Consider the following 20,119-nt stretch of genomic DNA (forward strand, 5'->3'; position numbering starts at 1 on the left):
CCACATGAAAACCATCCATGACGAATCAAAATTGGAAAAATTCATTGCGTTTACAGTTGCAGATTATCGCTTGGCGCTACCGATCAAAGCTGTACTAAAAGTTGTGACTTGCCCTCCTAAAACGGATCGCAAACTCAGTAAAATGGGACTGATCCAGGTTAGTCGCTACATGATTCGGGTTTTAGATTTACATCAACATTTAGGCTTAGAGGATTTACGTCAGTTACCAGATCAACCTTTTTTAGTGATTACGCCCAATTCTCAAGGAGAACTGTGTGGAATTCCAGTATGTGAACCACCCGATTTGATAGAGTTGCCGTTAGAAACGATCCGGCAATTGCCGCAGTCTTACCGTCAGTCTGGTGTGCTTGAGATTGCCAGCCATGCTATTGCAATATCCCAGCAAGAAATCACAACAACCATTTTTCTGCTGGACATGCCACAAGTTCTCAAATGTTTTAACCAATCGGATGATTGCCAGGATTAACAGCATGAATAAACTCACTACCTGATGCTGGAAAACCTCTTTTATAACAAGCTTCTTGTGGTTGACCCCATCCTAATTGCAAAATCATTTCCAAAAAATTAGATTTTTCAAAACAACACAAACTTGCCCATTCTGTTATTTGAGCAATCCTATCAACATCAGCTTTGATAATTTGTTGATATTGTTTGCCATTATTAACACTCAAATATAAATCCATCTGGGCAGTGACTTCATTCCAAAATTCCAGGATAGAATTTTTTGCAGACTTTAATATATCTAAGTCACTTGATAAAGCAATTAATTGAGAATCTATTTCTGGATAACTAATAGTTTTACCCTTAACACTCACCTCACGCCAGACAATTCCAGAAACTAAATATTCTCTTTGGTATTCATGGATAGCAGCTTTAAAATCTTGATAGGCACTAAACTTTTGTAGCCCATCGGTTCTGATAAACTGGTCAATTACAGGATTGCCAGAAACAGTTATCTCTAATTTAAGGCGATCGCCCTTTAGACAAGCTTGACGTTCAGCCGCTAAGATTTTGATTAGCTCCTGTGTAGTGTAAACCTTTGACATCAGAACACACTTTATTAGTCATTGGTTATTGGTCATTGGTTATTTGTTGGTTGTTGTTTGTTGTTTGTTGGTTGTTTAACCTCCTTACTTATTACTGTTGTTTAGATATTATTCCCTACGTATTTTTAATATGTAGTATCAAGTTGCACCAAAATATAGGACAGACAAATTTTGTCTGCCCCAAAATTTATTCAGTTAATTCACTATTTAACTCATTGAAAGAGCGACGCTTTAATTCCACTGATTCGGAACGTGGTAGCAAGTCAAACACTTCTCGAAATTTGTCGTCTATTTCTTCGTACGGTACTTGACCTTTCTTATTCAAGACTACCTGCCCCGACTGATTAAACACCACGACTTGTGGAACACCCCCAGAGGAATAATAACCTGGTTCCGTGGGGTCATAGGTTTGTTTGGATGGCATGGAATCTACACTGATAGGAATTATCTCTGCTGCCATACCATAAAACGCTTGTACACGTGAGACAACGATCGCATATTGCTTACAGTCACTGCTGTCATCTACATAAAAGACCAACAGTGCTGGTTTATGCTCTTTTAACGCTGTTGCTAGTGGAATTCTGGGGGGAACTAGTGAACCATTACCAGCATAAACCACAAAGATATTTCCATCGTATCTGTCGTCATTGAGACTTGCAAATGCTGGTGGCATACCGAGGACGAAAAGGCATGCAAGCAGCAATAATCCGGACAAAAAACGTCGCCAGTTCGTGAACAAATAAGGTAAAATTTGCAACTTCCTGCCTTTCATCAAAAAAACCTTTGAACTTGTATTTCTGAGTAAGTTTGTGCTGAACTCAGCAGATCGGGGTGGAGATGTAGTTCTCAATTTTTAAGATAACGCCTATGTGGAGAGTGGGGAAGTGGAGGGAGTGGGAGAGTGGGGGATGGGGAGATGGGGAGAATAACCACTAACCACTAACCAATGTACAGACGTGCCATGGCACGTCTCTACAACTACTAACCACCAACAACCAACAACCAACAACTAACCACCAACAAATAACTGGCTTTTTTACTGAGGATTCGCTAAACTCACGCATATTAAATTGCAGACTAAGGTACGGGTGTGGGAAATAAAATTCAATTTATAGATAGACTGCGGCTTGGCTTGGCTGTTTCAGCAGCCAAAAGCGTAACTTTTATGGTGCGATCGCTGCGTTTGGGTGCGGCGTCAGTCTTACCTGGTTCGATTGCACGTCGTATCGAACCCCGTCTGTTGCAATTATTGAGTCAGCAAGTGCAAAACGGGGTGATTCTCGTTGCTGGTACTAATGGCAAAACTACCACATCACTATTTTTACGCGAAATACTAGAACGCAAAGGCTTCCGCGTTGCCCACAACTCTACAGGTGCTAATCTCGAAAATGGCTTGATGACAGCTTTAATGGAAAGCACTAACTTGGTGGGTACGCTGGATGTAGATTACGCCATTTTAGAAGTTGATGAAAATATCTTGCCAAAGGTGTTAGCACCAATTCAACCAAAACTCATCCTGTGTTTAAACCTGTTCCGCGATCAACTAGATAGATACGGAGAAGTAGACACGATTAGTAAGCGCTGGGGAAGTGCGATCGCTACTCTACCCCCTGAAACTATTATCGTTGCCAATGCTGACGACCCGACAATTTGCCATCTCGGCCAGCAACTATCTCAGCAGCGAGTCTCATTCTTTGGTTTGAACGAACCAGAACAGTATCTAGAAGCTATTCCCCATGCGGTTGATTCTATTTACTGTCCCAAATGCGGACACGCTTTAGATTACAAAGGCGTTTACTTATCTCATATGGGCGAATATACTTGTCCCAGTTGCGGCTTCACTAGAAGCAAACCAACTCTTAATAGCCGCGAATGGCCGCAAATCCTCATCGGCTTGTACAACAAATACAACACCTTAGCAGCCGCTACCGCCGCCATCGAATTGGGAATTGATCAAGCTACCGTCCGCGATACTATACCTAATTTCCAACCTGCTTTTGGTCGTGCAGAAGAATTGAAAATTAACGGTAAGCAGGTACGAATTTTATTATCAAAAAATCCTGTAGGTACGAATGAAACAATTCGAGTCGTTACTCAAAGCCATAATCAAACAACACTACTAGTATTGAATGACCGAATTCAAGATGGAGAGGACGTATCTTGGATTTGGGATGTAGATACAGAGAAATTAGTCCAACGGGGAGGAACTTTAGTAGTTAGTGGCGATCGCGCTTATGATATGGCTTTACGTCTGTTCTACAGCGATCCCAAGCTTGACAATAATTGTAATTTAATTGTCGAAGAAGATTTACGACAGGCGATTAATACAGCCCTAGAACATACACCAGATAATGAAACCTTGCATATCTTACCTACCTATACAGCCATGTTAGATGTGCGAGAAGTACTAACTGGTAAGAAAATTCGTTAATTGGATAGTAGTTAGTGGTTAGTAGTTAGTAGTTAGTAGTAAAAAAATACCACTATCCACTATCCACTATCCACTATCCATTTTTAAACTTTGAGAAACCAACGTTGCCGATACATTCCATAGGCAACCGCCAACCACAATAAAACATTCACAATAGCAAAAAACAGCGAACCATTGAATTTACCTGCCCAAGATGCAAATAGATTTTGATATATCCAATCATAGGCACTAACAGCATTTTCTCCTGTGCCGATTGTGGTTCTGACTAAGATTTTAATCAGCAGCACAGAACCAACAAAAATGGCGATCGCATTTAACCCCATAAATTCAAATGGTTTTCCCCAACGCCGCACCCGTCGCACTTCGATGAGTTCGTAACAGGCGGCTAATAATAATAATGCCCAACCAGTGGTGAAAACAACATAAGAACTCGTCCACAGTTTTTTGTTAATGGGAAATGCTAAGTCCCATATTCCACCGATAACCAAGCAGCTAAGACCAAACAAAACTAAATCCATGCTGGTTTCGGAATTTATATCTTTTTTATTGCGTATCCACTCTCCCGCAAAGTAGCCAGCAAGAACACTAACAATGGCAGGAATGGTACTAAAAAGTCCTTCCGGATCGCCCATAAAATTATAATTGTCGCCCTTGTACAGATGTGCTTTGGGAACGATCAAACGGTCTATGTAAGCACCTAAGTTACCATCCCGCGTCAGCACACCCGCACCATAACCAGGTACTGGCACGTACATCATTACTAACCAGTAACTAACAAGTAATACCCCTGCTAGTATCCATTGACCTTTACGCGGTAGGTTGAGAACTGCCAGACTTGCCAGCAAATAAGTCAGGCTAATGCGTTGTAACACCCCCATCATCCGGATGCTACTTAAATCAAACGTCCAAATACCTTTATTCCAAAAGCCATTTAAAAGTAACCCTAAAGCAAAGAGAATGACAGCGCGGCGGATGATACGCCAGTAAGGTGGGGGAGTGAAGGAGTAGGAGAGATGTAGAGACGCGCCATGGCGCGTCTGAGAGTGGAGGAGTGGAGGAGTGGAAGAAATTTTGATTTGTTCATTTCTCCCTATCTCCCCATTGCCCCTAATCCCCACTCCCTGTCGGTCGTGGGGGCCCCGAGTTCCCCATCTCCCCATCTCCCTCTCTAATTTATTGTCAGTGTACTTAGAGAAAGAAAAACTCATTGCCACACCGACAATGAATAGAAAGAAGGGAAATACTAAGTCGGTTGGTGTCCAACCATTCCATTCGGCATGGAGTAACGGGGGATAGACATTGGGTTCGGCAATGCTGGCCATGTTGACGAGAATCATGCCAGCTATAGTAATGCCGCGAAAAACGTCAAGTGAAGTTAGGCGCATAGATGGAATTTTGTGTTTGAACCAATAACCTAATCTTCCTGACGCGAGTAATCAAGAAAAATTCGTAGACCAGCACACAAGTTAAAATTCTGTAAAGATAATTATGCACCAGTACAAAAGAAACCGAGTTTTTCAGTAACTCGGCTTCTGTATAGTGTCAATTTTGCAAATAAAATTTTAAATTGCTTATGGCTATCAAAGTTGGAGATACCGCACCTAATTTTACTCTCCCTTCTCAAAATGGCTCACCAGTTAGCCTTACCGATTTTCGCGGTAAACCAGTCGTTCTTTATTTTTACCCCAAAGACGACACTCCCGGATGTACAGTTGAATCCTGTGCTTTTCGCGATCAATATGAAGTATTTAAATCTGCTGGTGCCGAAGTGATCGGCATTAGTGGTGACTCACCGGAATCTCACCAAAAGTTTGCAACAAAGTACCAGCTACCATTTACCTTGTTAAGCGACAAAGGCAACAAGGTACGGAAGCAATACGGTGCAACCGCTGCGTTTGGTTTATTTCCCGGTCGTGTGACTTATGTGATTGATAAAGATGGAGTTGTCCAATATGTGTTCGACTCGATGTTTAACTTTAAAGGTCACGTCGAGGAAGCGCTGAAAACGTTGCAGGGGTTAGTTAGTAGTTAGTAGTTAGTGGTTAGTGGTTAATCAATACCACTAACTACTAACCCTTAACCACCAGCCCTTTGGTGGTGGGTGAAAAATCTGCTTTCATTGCCTGATTTTTCCTAATTCGACTTGGTGTCTTTGTGTCTTTGTGGTGAAAAAATAAATTTTCTTGAACCACCAAGACACTAAGACACAAAGAAAACTTATTGTTTGGGATTGCACCACCAAAGGGCTACCCTTAACCACTAACTAATTTCATTTATGCGCGTGTGATGCCTCCGAGATATTAGTATTTGCATGAGCCGTCTTGCCGTTCTTGCCGTTGGTATGGCCGTTACCGTTGCGGGGTTGAATCACACCATAACCACCGTGGTTGCGCTCGTAAATAACGTTAATCTCGCCTGTTTCAACATTTCGGAACATATAAAAGTCATGTCCCACCAGTTGCAGTTGTTCTAACGCTTCTGCAACTGTCATTGGCGGCATGGCAAAATATTTGGTACGGACGACTTCTTCTGGCAATTCAGGAGCGCGATCGCCAATTAAATCTGTAACTACTGTCTGTTGCACTACTCCTTCAATGCTAGTTTGAGCATGAGTTTTCTTCTCATGACGCCGTTCTTTATATTTACGCAGTTGACGAGCGATTTTATCTGCTACCAAGTCTATACTGGCGTATAAGTTCTCGCTGCTCTCCTCGGCACGGATGACGTTTCCGTTGGCATAAATAGTGACTTCTGCCGCTTGCTTAGGATTTATTCGGGGATTGCGAGCTACGCTCAAATGCACATCCACTTCATTTGTGATGTTCTGAAAATGATTCACCGCCTTCTCAATCTTTTGATGTACATATTCCCTAATCGCATCGGTGATTTCAATATTTTTGCCGTGGATGACAAGCTTCATGTAAACTCTCCCGCTCAATGTTTTTATGTGTATCTGGTTCAGAGAAAAGGTATTGCGGTAAGGTCTAAATACTGCCCTCGAAATCGGAAAATTTCTACATGCTGCTGGTGCGCCTACCTAAGTCAAATTCAGCCAAGCATTCCTCTGACTTCGTCTGAATCGACTTAGAAATCTCTGCGTTTGCTGCAACTGCTGTAAAGGCATTTGCATGCTCACGCAGATATTGCTAGCTTTGCTATTGCGAAATGGTCTACATTCGCTTTTCATAGACAACATGCGTCTTTTTGCTAGTTTTACCCGTTTTTTGAATGGAAACAACTGAATCAGACGCCATCAGCCAGTGCATTCTTTCCTCTTTTTCTTGGCGTGATGGTTATTGCAGAGAATTCCTCCCAACACCATTTGAGGTTATATATATCAAAACTAGCATTTTGTATTTTCTAAAACTGCTTCCCTTTACTTTCCTTTAAAATCCTTTGCATAGCTTGAAATTTATCCTCAGTATTTGTAATTTTTGATACTTTAAAGTCTAGAAATCAGTGATTTTTTCGCATGAACCGTAGTATTACTTCACACTCGCGTTATTGTTTGCTATATAACCTAGGATTAATGCCATACATAGATGCTCTGGAGTGGCAGCGATCGCTTCTGCAAGAGCGCATCAAAAATCCCAACTTAGAAGATGTGCTCATCTTGCTGGAACATCCACCCGTTTATACTTTGGGACAGGGAGCTACTCCAGAATTTCTCAAATTTGACCTTGACAATAACACTTACTCAGTGTATATAGTTGAACGAGGTGGGGAAGTAACTTATCATTGTCCTGGTCAACTGGTAGGGTATCCGATTTTAAATTTGCAGCGTTATCGTCAAGACCTGCATTGGTATTTACGACAACTAGAAGAAGTGTTAATTCGCGCACTAGCACGATATGGATTGGAAGGAGAGCGCATTACGGGTTTTACAGGCGTTTGGGTGCAAGGACGTAAAGTTGCCGCTATTGGTATTAAAGTCAGCCGTTGGATAACTATGCATGGCTTTGCATTAAACGTTTGTCCAGACATGACAGGCTTTGAGCGCATTGTCCCCTGTGGCATTTCTGATAAACCTGTAGGCTGTTTAGCTGAATTGATACCTGGTATAACTTGCGACGAGGTACGCGCAAATATAGCGCAATCCTTTGCAGAAGTGTTTGATGTCGAATTAGTGACGGCAGACCCCCACGGAAATTTGCCTACAATCAAAGTATGAAAAAAGGCGATCTCTATTCCCTATTTCCCATTCTCCAGCAAAGAATATTTCCTACCTAATTGTTTAAAGCGTGTAATGATCTAGTTAGTGCTACTACATTTAAACTGACTGTGCAGTTACATACATTTGAGTAAAACTAAAATATATTTTATTTATAAGCCTTGAAAAATAATCTTTCCCGAAAGTTACTCAAAAGCTTTCGTGTCAATTCTCAAAAACATGCAGAAGAAGTACACGCTCAGCCATTAACGGCTCTTAAAGATCGTGACTGGAAAGCTTTGAAAGAACTATTTGATCGGAAAGATAGTGACGAAATTGAAGCGGATATCAACAGTAAATTGTGTTTGATGGTTCCAGAACCATTTTGGGAAGATGAACCCTTTGATTTTTTGCGGGAATATCTTTAGTCAATAGTCAATAGTCAATAGTCAATAGTCAACAGTCAATAGTCAACAGTCAATAGTCAATAGTCATTTTCCCCCATCACCCCATCACCCCATCTCCCACTCTCCCCATCCCGACATTGAGGCGACTGAGGAAAGTACGCAGGCGATCGCTTTGAGGATTGGTGAGAACTTCATGGGCGAGGCCTTGTTCTGCGACTATGCCTTTATCCATGAATATTACCCGATGGGCTACTTCGCGGGCAAATTGCATTTCGTGGGTGACAACTACCATTGTCATTCCCTCCGCTGCCAATTGCTGCATGACTTGCAAAACCTCACCCACAAGTTCCGGATCTAAAGCGCTGGTGGGTTCATCAAATAGCATGATTTGGGGATTCATGCATAAACTACGAGCAATAGCTACCCGTTGCTTTTGTCCGCCAGAAAGTTGTTCGGGATAGGCTGATGCTTTGTCAAACAGTCCCACTTTTTCCAGATACAACCCTGCAAGTTGAGCGCTTTCTTTCGGAGATTTGCCCAAAACTTTACGGGGAGCAAGTGTGAGATTTTCCAGCACACTCAGATGGGGAAATAGGTTGAACTGCTGAAAAACCATTCCTACTTGTGTTCGCAATTGCCGCAGTTGTCTCTGGTTCAAATGACGATGAGATAAATCTATACCATTAATTGTTAAACTTCCGGCATCAATGCTTTCTAAACGATTGAAGCAACGCAACAGGGTACTTTTACCACAACCAGAGGAACCAATCACAGCAACTACTTCGCCTCGATTTATTTTGCCGCTGATTCCCTTTAACACTTTCAGGGGGCCGAAGTTTTTTTCAATATTTTCAAAAACAATTGCGGGAGTGAAACTGTCCATTACCCCTGTCAGTTAAACTACTGTTAATTTTAGCCAACACTTCATATGAAAAGCAGATATCTTAGCATTATGCAATGTCGATTTTGCTGGTTGAATAAGTAATAATCCTTTGCAAATGTTTTAAATTGAGTAAACAGCAGGAAATTACTAATATATGCGGTTTATACTTAATTAATTTCCTCTTATAGTACCTTAAAACATGGTTAGAGAAAATCACATAACTGTTGGCAATAATTTACACGGAAAAAACCATGTTCGAGCCAAAAATAACGCGATCGCGTTTTATTAAGCATTTCTTGGCTGGGTTTGGTGCGGTTTTAATATTGTCTGCCTGCAATGATTCTGGCAACAATACTGGCAGTACGTCCACGACTGCACCCACCAAAGCAGCAACCGAAACAGGTACAACTGGCAAAACTCTTAAAGTTGCTACAGAACCTGCTTTTCCGCCTTTTGAGTCCAAGGGAACGGGAAATGAGCTAGTGGGCTTTGATATTGACTTGATGAAAGCAGTGGGAAAAGCAGCCGGAATGACGGTTGAGTTTCAGAGTCTGCCTTTTGATGGCATTATTCCGGCACTTCAAGCCAATTCGATTGATGCTGCTATCAGTGCCATCACAATAACACCAGAACGCGCTCAAACAATATCCTTTTCTAGACCTTACTTTAAAGCTGGATTAGCGATCGCTGTCCGCCAAGATGACACAAATATCACCAACTTAGATAGTCTTAAAAACAAGAAAATTGCCGCCCAAATTGGCACAACAGGCGCAAAAACAGCTAAAAAGATTTCTGGTGCTCAGGTACGAGAATTTGACTCTGCTCCATTAGCTTTGCAGGAACTGGCAAATGGTAACGTAGATGCTGTGGTCAACGATGCTCCTGTCACATTAGAAGCTATCAACAGTGGTAATCTCAAAGGTATAAAGGTAGTTGGTGAACTCGTTACCGAAGAATACTACGGCATTGCCATGCCGAAAAACTCCCCCAACCTCAACGCTATCAACACAGCTTTAGCAAAAATAATTGCAGACGGCAGCTATGCTCAAATTTATAAGAAGTGGTTTGGCGTAGAACCACCTCAATTACCAGAGACTGCTCCCACGTCTTAGCAGTTTGTTACATAACCTTTGCGGGATAGACAGGTGGGGAGGTGGGGAGAACCATCACCCCATCACCCCATCACCCCATCACCTCATTAACGAAAAATGTTGCAAAGCCTAAATATCATTCTCAACGCTCTACCTAGTTTGCTAATTGGTGCTTTAGTCACACTTCAAATCACTGCCCTCTCAGTTTTATTAGGTATGGTTGGTGGCTCCTTAATTGGAATTGCTCGTCTTTCGCCAATTGTGCCTCTGCGTTGGGCAACTCGCGCTTATATCGATTTCTTTCGCGGTACTCCTTTGCTGGTACAGATTTTTATGATTTACTTCGGCTTACCAGCACTGGCTCAAAGCTTTGGTGTCACTCTGCGCTTTGATCGTTTACTAGCTGCGGTTGTCGCTCTTAGCCTTAACAGTGCTGCTTATATTGGTGAAATTGTCCGCGCTGGTATCCAATCCATCGATCCAGGACAAGCAGAAGCAGCAAATTCTCTGGGTATGAGTGGAGTACAAACTATGCGCTACATTATCTTTCCCCAAGCACTGCGCCGCATGATTCCACCTTTGGGAAATGAATTTATTACCTTGCTCAAGGATACAAGTCTCGTTGCAGTGATTGGCTTTGAAGAACTATTTCGGCGGGGTCAATTAATTGTGGCTGATACTTATCGTGCTTTTGAGATTTACACCGCAGTTGCTTTGGTATACCTAGTTCTCACCTTGGCTTCATCCCAATTTTTTTCTTTTCTAGAAGTTTGGATGAATCCAGCCAAACGTCAGAAACACAAGCCGATCAAATCAAGTTAATCATCATTAAGGCAGAGGACAGAAATTTTTCATGGGTTCTGATGTAAGGATTTCATGGCAGCTACTTAAACTGATACTAGGTTGTAGTCAAACATAGTACTTCCCTCACCCCGCCTGTCGGCACCCCTCTCCCAATTTGGGAGAGGGGAGGGGGAAAGGGCACGAATTGCTATATCTGAACACAACTTGGTATGAACGGTCGTCATTTGTCATTTGTCATTCGTCATTCGTCATACCCTGCGGGAAGCCGAGTAAAGCGCGTCTACGTCATTGGTAAGGGTTTCAGCATTTTTAATGTCTTGACATAGTTATGTTTATTCCCGTCTACCTACTTAGTTAATAAGGGCATTTTTTGTTTTATATGCATAAAAAAGAGCATTTTCTGTGAGGAAAAACATGCATAAATTATTGGGTAATTCCCTTATTATTAGCCTGGCTATTATCAGCAATTTACTATTGCTTACTAAAAATGCTCTAGCTTTCGAGCCGGAGAGATTAACAAATAAAAAAACACTTATACCAGAATCTATAGCTCAAGTAAATTCTGTTTCTCAACTAGCAGATGTACAGCCGACGGATTGGGCATTTATTGCATTGCAATCTTTAGTGGAGCGCTATGGTTGCATTGCGGGTTATCCCAACAGCACTTATAGAGGCAACCGTCCCCTGAGCAGATATGAATTTGCAGCTGGTTTAAATGCCTGTCTCGACAGGGTTAGCGAACTAATTACAACAGCGACTAGTGAGTTGGTCACAAAAGAAGATTTAGCAACACTGCAAAAGTTGCAGGAGGAATTTGCAGCAGAACTGGCAACTTTACGAGGTAAGGTAGATGTATTAGAAGTTCGGTCAGCACAACTGGAAGCCAACCAGTTTTCCACAACTACCAAGCTAAATGGAGAAGTTATTACTCATGTAGCCGATGCTTTTGGAGATGATACTAGCTCTGCCAATAATACAATTCTCACCTACCGCGTCCGCTTGAATTTCGATACCAGCTTTACAGGTAGCGATCGCTTGCGGGTACGACTGCAAGCTGCTAATTTTCGCCTATTGAGCGCTGGAGATCCCAATATTGACAACAGCACTGGTGGTTTTGGTGCATCGCAACGGTATGCGTCTGCCTTTCCTGATGCTTTTTCCGATGAAGCGCGTCTGTTGCCATCTCCTGCTTCTGAAGGTGAAAACGATAGTAATGTCAGAATTCATGACTTGAGCTATAATTTTCCTTTCAATGACAAGCTCAATATTTACATTGCAGCTGGTGTAACTGACCCCACCTACTTAGGTGCTGATCCAATTTCTCCATTCAGTGAATTTGCGACTGGCTCAATTTCCAATTTCGCCAACTCTAATCCCATCTACTACCCGATGGGACAACGAGGTGGAGCCGGGTTAAGTTATACAATTACAGATTCGCTGGTTTTAGCTGGTGGATATGTTGGGCAAGATGTGAATGATATTGGAGGCCCGAATTTACCGGGTTCTAGTTCCGGTATCTTCAATGGCGGCTACACTGCTTTTGGTCAGCTAACTTATTATAGCGGTAATCTTACCGCTGGCTTAGTATACATGAATACCTATACACCGCAGTTTGGTATTGATACCCTTGCAGGTAGCAACTCTGCCAAGGTGAGTACAGGTGATTTTAGTACACCTTTTGATGACCGAGTGTCAGCAAATCACTATGGTTTTATTGCTAATTACAAACTCAGCGATCGCTTTCAATTAGGAGGCTGGGTTGGCTATACCAATGCGCGTGTACTGGGTACGAATACTGTTGGCGATCGCACAGGTAACGCTGGAGATGTGAAAGTTCTCAACTATGCTGTCACTTTGGCTTTCCCCGATTTAGGAGCAAAGGGTAATCTCGGTGGGTTAGTGTTTGGGATGCAGCCAAAGGTAGTTGATACTAGCAACGATCGAGTTGCTGAAGCCATTGGTTTACCCGATGGACGCAGATCCGATCGTGACACTGGTTTTCATATTGAGGCATTTTATCGATTTCAGTTGAATGAAAATGTTTCAGTTACTCCAGGTTTTTTCTGGTTAACAGCACCCAACCACGACGAACGCAACTCTGATGCGTTTATTGGTGTGATAAGAACTAGCTTTGTGTTTTAATTTCTTTTCAATCTCACGCCAATTAATTGCTAAAACTTGATAGATTTTTCCCGCTCTTGCATTTGGTGTTGGGTTTCAGTATTAATTTGATTAGTTTCTATAGCCCACATTAAAGCTGGCTCCCCTAAAGGAAATTGATACTTTTGAGTATCCCAGACATGCCAAGTTTTGCCGTGGGTAGTTCGTAGTTTATCCATGAGTGCTTGATGTGCTGGATCGGGAATACCTGGCGCAATTAGTATTCCACTCTCTACCTCACTAGTATGAGGATGCCAATATTGTTTTTCGTTTTCAGATAAATTTTGGTATACCCGATCTGAAACTACATATTCAATCCCAATCAAATGCGAATTTGCCGTATTGCCATCGTAAATAGCACATTGAGTAAATTCTTCGTTCAGGTTTTGGCAATAGTGGCTTACCCGCATTTGATGCTGGCTTTCTCCAGGAAGATGAGCCTCTCTTTTGTAGTTGTGGAAACCATCTAGATAAGTTTGTAACTGATTGATAGGTGTGGTATCTTGCAGCAACCTAGCTCCAGTTTCTAGCGCTTAGTTTTGATAGACTTACTTGTTGGCTCTACAAGCGGTGGATTGCGATCAAATGAACTGTTAGTATCAGCTTTGGCAGTTGCCCATCCTCCTAAGCTCAAGACGAGAATGGCAAACACAGTTAGCAAAAACCTAAAGAGTTGACTATGTTTTGACCAAACAATCATAAGTTTAAGAAAAATTCGATTTAAGTAGTAACTGAGCGCATAGAAAAACCTGATTGTGCAAACTTTTTGAGTTGCTCTTTTAATTTAGTCGGAAGGCGATTGAAAGCTCTACCTTGCCATCCTTTTGTTCTTTGATATTCCATGTGTCCACAGTATTTGTCTCCTTTATGAATGTGCCAACCCCAGTTGGCTGGAATTACTTCATATCCACTCAGAGTTTGAGTCAAGTAAAGCGTAATTTGCTCAAGATTATGTTGAGGTTTCATAGCGTTTTAGAATTAACACAGGAATTTTTGTTTACTAATCAATATTCTCCTGATGAAGAGATACTCAGCACCTTTCTTTGGAATTATTTCGTTACTGACTTAGGAGAGATTAACTAACAAGTTTTCTCACTCTATCCAAATACTGAGATAATATTAATAGTAATCCTGCCAAAAGATAGAAGCCAAGATTGTATTAAAAAAATATACTTGATCTGACTTGAAGCTATGACAAAAATTCTATTTTAAAAATCAACCACAGATGTATTATCTATTGGCTATTGATGATTGAGTACTGGGTATTGGGAGAAGATTCTTCTCCTAACCTACCTAGTCCCCAATCACCAGTCCCCATTCCCTTCTACATTGTAGGTATTTGTTGCATATTCGCTTTTACAAAAAGTATCAGATTGCCCTTTTGCGCTTCCATATGGATGATCCGCAACCGAGTATCATCAAACTCCAAATATGGCAAATTTGCTAATTCTTTTACCTTATTCATTAATGTCACCATAATATCTAAGGAAATGCCCTTTCCCTGGGTACAGTTGAAACTTTCTATCAGAATGGGTTGGTGCATTGTACGTGGGCTAACTACTGCTGTAAAACCTAGTTGCTTATTATTACCTTTTTCGTGTATCAGCACTGTTCCATCAAATTGAAGTTTGCCATCACCAGGTAAATAAATTTGGATTTTTTGTGGTAGCAAGCTGACAATTACGCCATCTACATTTAAATTAAAGCGTTGTATCTTGCTACGAATAAAGTCTGATGTCAAGGCGCGGTTTATATCTGCTTCAGTGAGTACTATACGAGCAGTAGTATTTACGGGTTGATTGAGTTCAATTTGACCGAAAATCGCACTGAGAGGATTAATAGCAATGTGATCTGTTTGTACCTTTATTTCTTGCACGCGAATGTTTTGCAGTTCCAATCCCTCTCCAGTCAAAGAAACAGCATCTGCTTGTCCTTGAATGACTTTTAGCAAATCTGTTTGCACATCTACGTCTATTTTTTCTGCTTCATCTAACTGATGAGATATGCTGTTCTCTGCAACTTGGGATAGTAAATTCTCTTCTATTTTTCGCTCTTGTGACATGAGTTTAAGTCTCCTAGAATCTTCTGCTTAATTGAAACGCTGATGACTCAGGAGTGTATCTGCATTAGGTTATATTGTGAGTTCTTCCTTTGTATGAATGCAAAAGTGGAAAACACGGTGATGCTGAGACTTTTTTCAGTATATTCCCTGTGTTGTTTTATCTGTTCATTTCCTATTTAAAGCGCGATACTCCCAAGGAGGGGTGAATTTAGAATCACTCCAAATACCCCGTCGTTGTTGCTTTGCTTGTACTTCAGCTTGTTGAATGATTTCTTTGCTGGGACACTTATTTAAATAAGGACGATAAACCAGCGCCAACCCTTCACGCGCTAACACTTCCTGGATAAACGTACCATTTCGTAACCGCACTTCTGCAACTTTGCGTCCATAGCGATCGCTATCTGTGATAGTTAAAGTGACGCGATCGCCAGCTTGTTTGACTAACTCCTGCACTCTTTCTTGTGCTTTTGCACCCCAAGTAAACTGATTGCGATCGCTAGCTGCTTTACTTTCTCTTTCTCTTTTGGAATGGGGTATTTCTGGTGCATCCACACAGGCGAAACGCACAGTGAATTCATCACCTTTTGGATCTTTCACCTTGAGAGTATCGCCATCGCTGACTCGTTCAACTAAATCGCCAGAAGGAAAAAGGCGATCGCATCCCATCAGCCCAAAAATCAGGATAGCAGCACAAAGCCAAAGTAAAGCTTGTTTAGTTATTTTCACAACCCTAAATCACTATATTTTCTGATGAATGATAATAGCAAATTACAAATCTTTATCTGTAAAGCAAGTTAACACAGTGTAACCACTGTTGTCATTCTCTATATTCAGTAGTTTTTATGACTATATTTTTAAAAAATATACTTAATTCAACTTGACTGTGAGCATCTTGCACGCCTATGTAACAGCCACCAGGCAAGCCCACCACCCTCGTTACCAGGTTCAACCTGGTAACGAGAACATGAGAACTAGAGCCAAAGGCTCTACCAATCGTAGAGCGTAGCCCTTCCCGCAGGGTATGGTGCAAGATATCAGATATCTAAGTTACATGCGCGATAGCTTACCATGCATCGATTCCAATCTCAGGCAAAATCGTTTGTACCGTTATAACTAGTCTATTCTGAAAAGAAATTTTTATCGGTGGTGCTGAAGTACTAGTTCACGATCCACTAAACTTCACTATGAATTCTCATGTGGATAAGCTAAATGTCCATAATTTTTTATTAGTTACTTCAAACTTCAGAATCACTTATATTTATCAAATTATTATGATTTCTACTATTAGGTAAATTAATTATAAACTTTTGTAACCTAAATAACATTTTATAGGAGAGTCAATACCCTAAAATCGATAATCCTAACAGTCTATTCCTAGTGAAATCCTGCCGGAGAAAGAGAAAACCCCCGCTTTTGCACGCAAAATTACACCTATAGGTACTGTTGATTTCCAGAGTTAACAAATTACATTCGAGATAGGAATAGGATATGTCCAATATTAGGAATTAATAATTGCAAAAGTGAATTCTTAAGATTTTATTTGTTATTTTGTACTTAACGGAACAATTCTTAGTGATTCAGTACGTTTCAATAGCAATAGTACAAAAATACAAAAATGCAAATCATCCAGGAATTGGAGGGGAAATTTATCATGCTAGGAACCAACAATCAACAAATTGTCTACTCAGCTTTTATTAACCCCACTATAGAAAATCATCAAGTAGGAAGTAAAAATCTACTAATTAGAGCTAAAGATGAATTGTTAGAACCATTGCGTCAATGGTTGGATTCATTAGAAATTCAAAATCGTAAATTGGCAAAATTTATTGCCAAACTGATTCCCGCTCAGTGTCCTTTTGAGCGGGATATTATTTTATTTGGTCGTAAAGTTGCCCATATACCCCCTATGTGCAAGTTAAATCCGTTTTACGATCAATTTGTAGGCTTGCGTTTTCGTGCTTTGTGTTATTTAGTAGATCAGTGTGGTGAAGACATCCAGTCTTACTGTTGAACAGATTATGAGAACGCGGAGCATGGAAATTAAAGTTGAGCGTCAACCCAGTCAAGAACGCCTTAACCAATTAGGTGTGTCTAAATGGGGAATTTGGCAAAAAGAAGTCTCTAAATTTCCTTGGACGTATGACAGTCAAGAAACTTGCTACTTTTTAGAAGGTGATGTTATTGTTACTCCCGATGGCGGACAACCAGTGCAAATGGGCAAAGGCGATTTAGTGACTTTTCCTGCTGGTATGTCCTGCACATGGGAAATTAGAAGTGACGTAAAGAAACATTATTATTTTGGTTAGTAGTTAGTAGTTAGTAGTTAGTGGTTAGTGGTTAGTGGTTATTCTCCCCATCTCCCTATCTCCCCACTCTTGACTTATGTAGATTTAATTTAGAAATTAGTCTTCCTCTTTTCTAGAATAAGTAGATATTATACGTTTCCTGAATAAATATTCAATCTGATTTAGTATTTGTAAAGTAGTACAAATCCACGCTCTCAAATTGCTTGATAAGGAAGCTAGCGAAAATGTTATTGCATTTGAGTACTTGGCAGGAAGTGGAAGCATATCTGCAAAAATCTCAAGGTATCATCCTTCCAATAGGTTCTACAGAACAACATGGGCCAACGGGGTTAATTGGCACTGATGCGATTTGTGCAGAAGCGATCGCTCGTGGTGTGGGTGAAACAACCGAAGCAATGGTTGCTCCTACAATTAATGTAGGCATGGCGCTTCACCATACTGCTTTTCCCGGCACTATTAGTCTGCGTCCCAGCACGATGATTCAAGTAGTGCGAGACTACGTTACCTGTTTAGCTAAAGCGGGCTTTACCAAGTTCTACTTTATTAACGGACACGGCGGCAACATCGCCACCCTTAAGGCCGCTTTCTCGGAAACTTACGCACACTTGGAAGATTTGCAGATTTACAATGCCCAAAAAGTGCAATGCCAAATTGCTAACTGGTTTATGTGCGGTTCAGTGTTCAAGCTAGCAAAAGAATTATACGGCAACCAAGAAGGCTCTCATGCAACGCCAAGTGAAGTAGCTGTAACTCAATATGTTTATCCAGAGGCGATTAAGCAAGCCCCCCTGTCTCCAGAAGTTGGCAGCGGACATAGAATTTATGGTGCAAAAAACTTTCGCCAACACTACCCGGATGGTAGGATGGGTTCAAATCCCGCTTTGGCAACACCGGAACACGGCAAGCAGTTTTATGAGTTAGCGGTAAAAGAACTGAGTCATGGGTATTTAGAGTTTTTAAGTGCGGAATAATTCTCAGTGATGGGATTGAGTGCAAGCCTCCAAAGGGAGGATCTACTGCGCTAAGGCGTGTTTTCAAACTATAACCACACTATAACCACAATAGAATGGAGGCGATCGCTATCTTGCCTTGAATGTTCTGCAAGCGAACTTCTTCACTCAAAGTTTCTGTGCCAATGGTTTTGAACTTTTCTTCAATGCGATCGTCAATTTTCGGGTCGATCCGGCTGAGGACAAAACTGGCAACCGAAGCAATTTTGTCAATCTGTTGACCTTTGCCTTTTGATAGAGTTTGCGAAAAATGCTAATTCTTCACAATTGTTCTTGGTTTAGACTCGATGATCTTTGATCGGAGAGAGTAGGGGCAATTGATGCCGCCCAAGAGGTTTGCCTCTTAAAGAATCTTCGTCGCTTTTAGCGCGGAGAGTTGTCAAATGCACTGCTTCTTTCACCATCTGGCTGGCGTAGCCCCATTCATTGTCGTACCAGCTCATTACCTTCACCAAGTCCCCATCGACCACTTGGGTCATGCTCAAATCGACGATCGAGGCATGAGCATCTTGAATAATATCAGAGGAAACAATTTCATCCTCACAGACCGTTAACACGTTCTGATATTTCTCACTTTCAGATTCTTCGCGAAAGATCGAATTAATCTCTTCAACAGTTGTTGGTTTCTCAGTCACAAATACAATGTCAGCGATCGAACCCACTGGAATCGGTGCTCGGACTGCTACTCCATCAAACTTATCTTTGTGCTGAGTCAAAACTTTGGTTGTGGCAGTGGCGGCTCCGGTAGTCGTTGGCACTAAGTTTGCTGCTCCCGCTCTGCCCCGTCTGAATTTCTTGCTGGGACCATCTACAATCTCTTGAGACGACGTATAAGCATGAACCGTCGTCATGATGGCTTTTTTCACCCCAATTCTGCGGCTGATGATTTCAACCACAGGAGTAACGCAATTGGTGGTGCAGCTAGCACAGGAGATAATTTGCTCAGATTCGGGTGCATGATTCACCCCCGGAACAACCGTTACCACGTCTTCACTCTTGGCAGTAGTCGATAAAATCGCTCGTTTTGCTCCAGCCTGAATATGTTTCTCTAAATCCTCTTTTTTCGTGAAATGTCCTGTGCATTCAAACACAATATCAACATTTAGCTCACCCCAGGGCAATTGAGCTGGATCTTTTTCATTAAACACCCGATAGGATTTGCCATCAATAATGATGCGATCGCTTGTGTTCTCAACTCGTTTATCGTATTTACCGTAAACCGTGTCATACTTGAGCAAATACGCCAGATTATCCGCAGATACGAGATCGTTAACAGCAACCACGCTCAATTCTGGAGTATCAAGCGCGATTTTAAAAACAGCTCTGCCAATTCTTCCTAGTCCGTTAATTGCTATGTTTGCCATTGTTCTCCTTCTGTTGTTTAATCTATTTCTGAGACTGATTAATTTGTGTTAATTTGCAAAAGCTTTAAAATACAGAATCAATTCGGTTCAATTTAAAGGCACTGATGAGAGTTAAGGATGGCTTCTAGAGGGCTTTGAAAAGGACCAAAATAATACACGCAACGAGGTTCAGCCGCGATTGTCTCTACCCACCAATCTTTATTGCCGACTCGTGTGAAACTGCGTGTAAAGCTGGCAATGATTCCCTTGACAAAGTTAAGCAACTTCATGGCATTGAGCCGAGATCCTTGTAAAATCATGCAAGATGGTCTGGGAAGCCCTGCCTTGTCAAGCTTTCAGGCATTCTTTAAAAAATAACGCTACTGACTAAGAAAGTAAATTACG

At 41.4% G+C, this 20,119-nt stretch carries 22 protein-coding genes and 1 pseudogene; 11 read left to right on the plus strand and 12 right to left on the minus strand.

Annotation, left to right across the window (positions count from 1 at the left end; all coding sequences use genetic code 11):
* The first annotated feature begins 4 nt into the window (after positions 1-4).
* Positions 5-487, plus strand: coding sequence for a chemotaxis protein CheW (locus tag FIS9605_RS38010; RefSeq protein ID WP_051470127.1), 483 nt, complete (start codon positions 5-7; stop codon positions 485-487).
* Here FIS9605_RS38010 and FIS9605_RS0124470 read toward each other — a convergent pair.
* Together FIS9605_RS0124470 and FIS9605_RS0124475 are read right to left on the minus strand one after the other, a co-directional pair.
* On the minus strand, positions 459-1,067 hold the full coding sequence (locus FIS9605_RS0124470; protein WP_026734948.1) for a hypothetical protein: 609 nt from the start codon (positions 1,065-1,067) through the stop codon (positions 459-461). The two genes, FIS9605_RS38010 and FIS9605_RS0124470, sit on opposite strands and share 29 nt — an antisense overlap.
* 187 nt (positions 1,068-1,254) lie before the next feature.
* Entirely contained in the window at positions 1,255-1,839 is a 585-nt protein-coding gene (locus FIS9605_RS0124475) for a thylakoid membrane photosystem I accumulation factor (RefSeq protein ID WP_026734949.1), read from the minus strand.
* A gap of 318 nt (positions 1,840-2,157) precedes the next feature.
* Between FIS9605_RS0124475 and FIS9605_RS0124480 the strand changes: the two genes are divergently transcribed.
* Positions 2,158-3,498, plus strand: a complete 1,341-nt coding sequence (locus FIS9605_RS0124480) for a Mur ligase family protein (protein WP_026734950.1) — start codon at positions 2,158-2,160, stop codon at positions 3,496-3,498.
* Positions 3,499-3,581: 83 nt separating this feature from the next.
* Here FIS9605_RS0124480 and FIS9605_RS0124485 read toward each other — a convergent pair whose 3' ends face one another.
* Positions 3,582-4,883 (minus strand): acyltransferase family protein, encoded by a 1,302-nt coding sequence (locus tag FIS9605_RS0124485; RefSeq protein ID WP_026734951.1) that lies wholly within the window; start codon positions 4,881-4,883, stop codon positions 3,582-3,584.
* Positions 4,884-5,071: 188 nt separating this feature from the next.
* Here FIS9605_RS0124485 and FIS9605_RS0124490 point away from each other — a divergent pair, with 188 nt between their 5' ends.
* Positions 5,072-5,530 carry a peroxiredoxin gene (locus FIS9605_RS0124490; protein WP_026734952.1) on the plus strand — a complete coding sequence of 153 codons (459 nt, stop codon included), beginning with the start codon at positions 5,072-5,074 and terminating at the stop codon, positions 5,528-5,530.
* Positions 5,531-5,767: 237 nt separating this feature from the next.
* Here the strand turns inward: FIS9605_RS0124490 and hpf are convergent, their stop codons facing one another.
* The gene (hpf, locus tag FIS9605_RS0124495) at positions 5,768-6,418 is read right to left on the minus strand and encodes a ribosome hibernation-promoting factor, HPF/YfiA family (RefSeq protein WP_026734953.1); all 651 of its coding nucleotides are present in this window, start codon (positions 6,416-6,418) and stop codon (positions 5,768-5,770) included.
* A gap of 552 nt (positions 6,419-6,970) precedes the next feature.
* Between hpf and lipB the strand changes: the two genes are divergently transcribed.
* Together lipB and FIS9605_RS0124505 are read left to right on the plus strand one after the other, a co-directional pair.
* On the plus strand, positions 6,971-7,669 hold the full coding sequence (lipB, locus tag FIS9605_RS0124500; protein ID WP_026734954.1) for a lipoyl(octanoyl) transferase LipB: 699 nt from the start codon (positions 6,971-6,973) through the stop codon (positions 7,667-7,669).
* A 161-nt stretch (positions 7,670-7,830) separates the two neighbouring features.
* Positions 7,831-8,076, plus strand: a complete 246-nt coding sequence (locus FIS9605_RS0124505; protein ID WP_026734955.1) for a hypothetical protein — start codon at positions 7,831-7,833, stop codon at positions 8,074-8,076.
* Between the two features lie 76 nt (positions 8,077-8,152).
* Here the strand turns inward: FIS9605_RS0124505 and FIS9605_RS0124510 are convergent, their stop codons facing one another.
* A complete protein-coding gene (locus FIS9605_RS0124510) occupies positions 8,153-8,938 on the minus strand; it encodes an amino acid ABC transporter ATP-binding protein (RefSeq protein ID WP_026734956.1) in 786 nt (261 codons plus the stop codon).
* Positions 8,939-9,189: 251 nt separating this feature from the next.
* On the opposite strand from FIS9605_RS0124510, the pseudogene FIS9605_RS41210 reads away from it, so the two are divergent.
* Positions 9,190-10,851 (plus strand): annotated as a pseudogene (locus FIS9605_RS41210) (ABC transporter permease subunit).
* Between the two features lie 396 nt (positions 10,852-11,247).
* Positions 11,248-12,975 (plus strand): iron uptake porin, encoded by a 1,728-nt coding sequence (locus tag FIS9605_RS0124525; protein ID WP_026734959.1) that lies wholly within the window; start codon positions 11,248-11,250, stop codon positions 12,973-12,975.
* A gap of 29 nt (positions 12,976-13,004) precedes the next feature.
* Here the strand turns inward: FIS9605_RS0124525 and FIS9605_RS38015 are convergent, their stop codons facing one another.
* The 5 genes from FIS9605_RS38015 to FIS9605_RS0124545 all read right to left on the minus strand — a co-directional run bounded on the left by FIS9605_RS38015 (position 13,005) and on the right by FIS9605_RS0124545 (position 15,781).
* Positions 13,005-13,505: a DUF1264 domain-containing protein gene (locus FIS9605_RS38015; RefSeq protein WP_051470128.1), complete on the minus strand. Its 501-nt coding sequence runs from the start codon at positions 13,503-13,505 to the stop codon at positions 13,005-13,007.
* A gap of 14 nt (positions 13,506-13,519) precedes the next feature.
* The gene (locus FIS9605_RS44330) at positions 13,520-13,693 is read right to left on the minus strand and encodes a hypothetical protein (protein WP_197036129.1); all 174 of its coding nucleotides are present in this window, start codon (positions 13,691-13,693) and stop codon (positions 13,520-13,522) included.
* A gap of 20 nt (positions 13,694-13,713) precedes the next feature.
* Positions 13,714-13,959 carry a hypothetical protein gene (locus FIS9605_RS0124535; RefSeq protein WP_026734960.1) on the minus strand — a complete coding sequence of 82 codons (246 nt, stop codon included), beginning with the start codon at positions 13,957-13,959 and terminating at the stop codon, positions 13,714-13,716.
* 358 nt (positions 13,960-14,317) lie between these two features.
* Positions 14,318-15,055, minus strand: coding sequence for an LmeA family phospholipid-binding protein (locus tag FIS9605_RS0124540; RefSeq protein ID WP_026734961.1), 738 nt, complete (start codon positions 15,053-15,055; stop codon positions 14,318-14,320).
* 165 nt (positions 15,056-15,220) lie between these two features.
* Positions 15,221-15,781 carry a thermonuclease family protein gene (locus FIS9605_RS0124545; RefSeq protein ID WP_026734962.1) on the minus strand — a complete coding sequence of 187 codons (561 nt, stop codon included), beginning with the start codon at positions 15,779-15,781 and terminating at the stop codon, positions 15,221-15,223.
* A gap of 925 nt (positions 15,782-16,706) precedes the next feature.
* On the opposite strand from FIS9605_RS0124545, the gene FIS9605_RS0124550 reads away from it, so the two are divergent.
* The 4 genes from FIS9605_RS0124550 to FIS9605_RS42985 all read left to right on the plus strand — a co-directional run bounded on the left by FIS9605_RS0124550 (position 16,707) and on the right by FIS9605_RS42985 (position 18,606).
* Positions 16,707-17,066 (plus strand): Mo-dependent nitrogenase C-terminal domain-containing protein, encoded by a 360-nt coding sequence (locus FIS9605_RS0124550; protein ID WP_026734963.1) that lies wholly within the window; start codon positions 16,707-16,709, stop codon positions 17,064-17,066.
* Between the two features lie 22 nt (positions 17,067-17,088).
* Positions 17,089-17,361, plus strand: coding sequence for a cupin domain-containing protein (locus FIS9605_RS0124555; RefSeq protein WP_026734964.1), 273 nt, complete (start codon positions 17,089-17,091; stop codon positions 17,359-17,361).
* Between the two features lie 224 nt (positions 17,362-17,585).
* The gene (locus FIS9605_RS0124560) at positions 17,586-18,332 is read left to right on the plus strand and encodes a creatininase family protein (protein ID WP_026734965.1); all 747 of its coding nucleotides are present in this window, start codon (positions 17,586-17,588) and stop codon (positions 18,330-18,332) included.
* Positions 18,333-18,450: 118 nt separating this feature from the next.
* Positions 18,451-18,606, plus strand: coding sequence for a hypothetical protein (locus tag FIS9605_RS42985; protein ID WP_155960509.1), 156 nt, complete (start codon positions 18,451-18,453; stop codon positions 18,604-18,606).
* 43 nt (positions 18,607-18,649) lie between these two features.
* Here FIS9605_RS42985 and gap read toward each other — a convergent pair whose 3' ends face one another.
* Both gap and FIS9605_RS38025 read right to left on the minus strand, forming a co-directional pair.
* Positions 18,650-19,735, minus strand: coding sequence for a type I glyceraldehyde-3-phosphate dehydrogenase (gene gap, locus FIS9605_RS38020; RefSeq protein WP_082209849.1), 1,086 nt, complete (start codon positions 19,733-19,735; stop codon positions 18,650-18,652).
* Between the two features lie 92 nt (positions 19,736-19,827).
* Positions 19,828-20,034: a DUF1816 domain-containing protein gene (locus FIS9605_RS38025; RefSeq protein WP_035140141.1), complete on the minus strand. Its 207-nt coding sequence runs from the start codon at positions 20,032-20,034 to the stop codon at positions 19,828-19,830.
* Between the last annotated feature and the right edge of the window lie 85 nt (positions 20,035-20,119).

It is taken from the genome of Fischerella sp. PCC 9605 (genome assembly GCF_000517105.1).
GTDB lineage: Bacteria > Cyanobacteriota > Cyanobacteriia > Cyanobacteriales > Nostocaceae > PCC9605.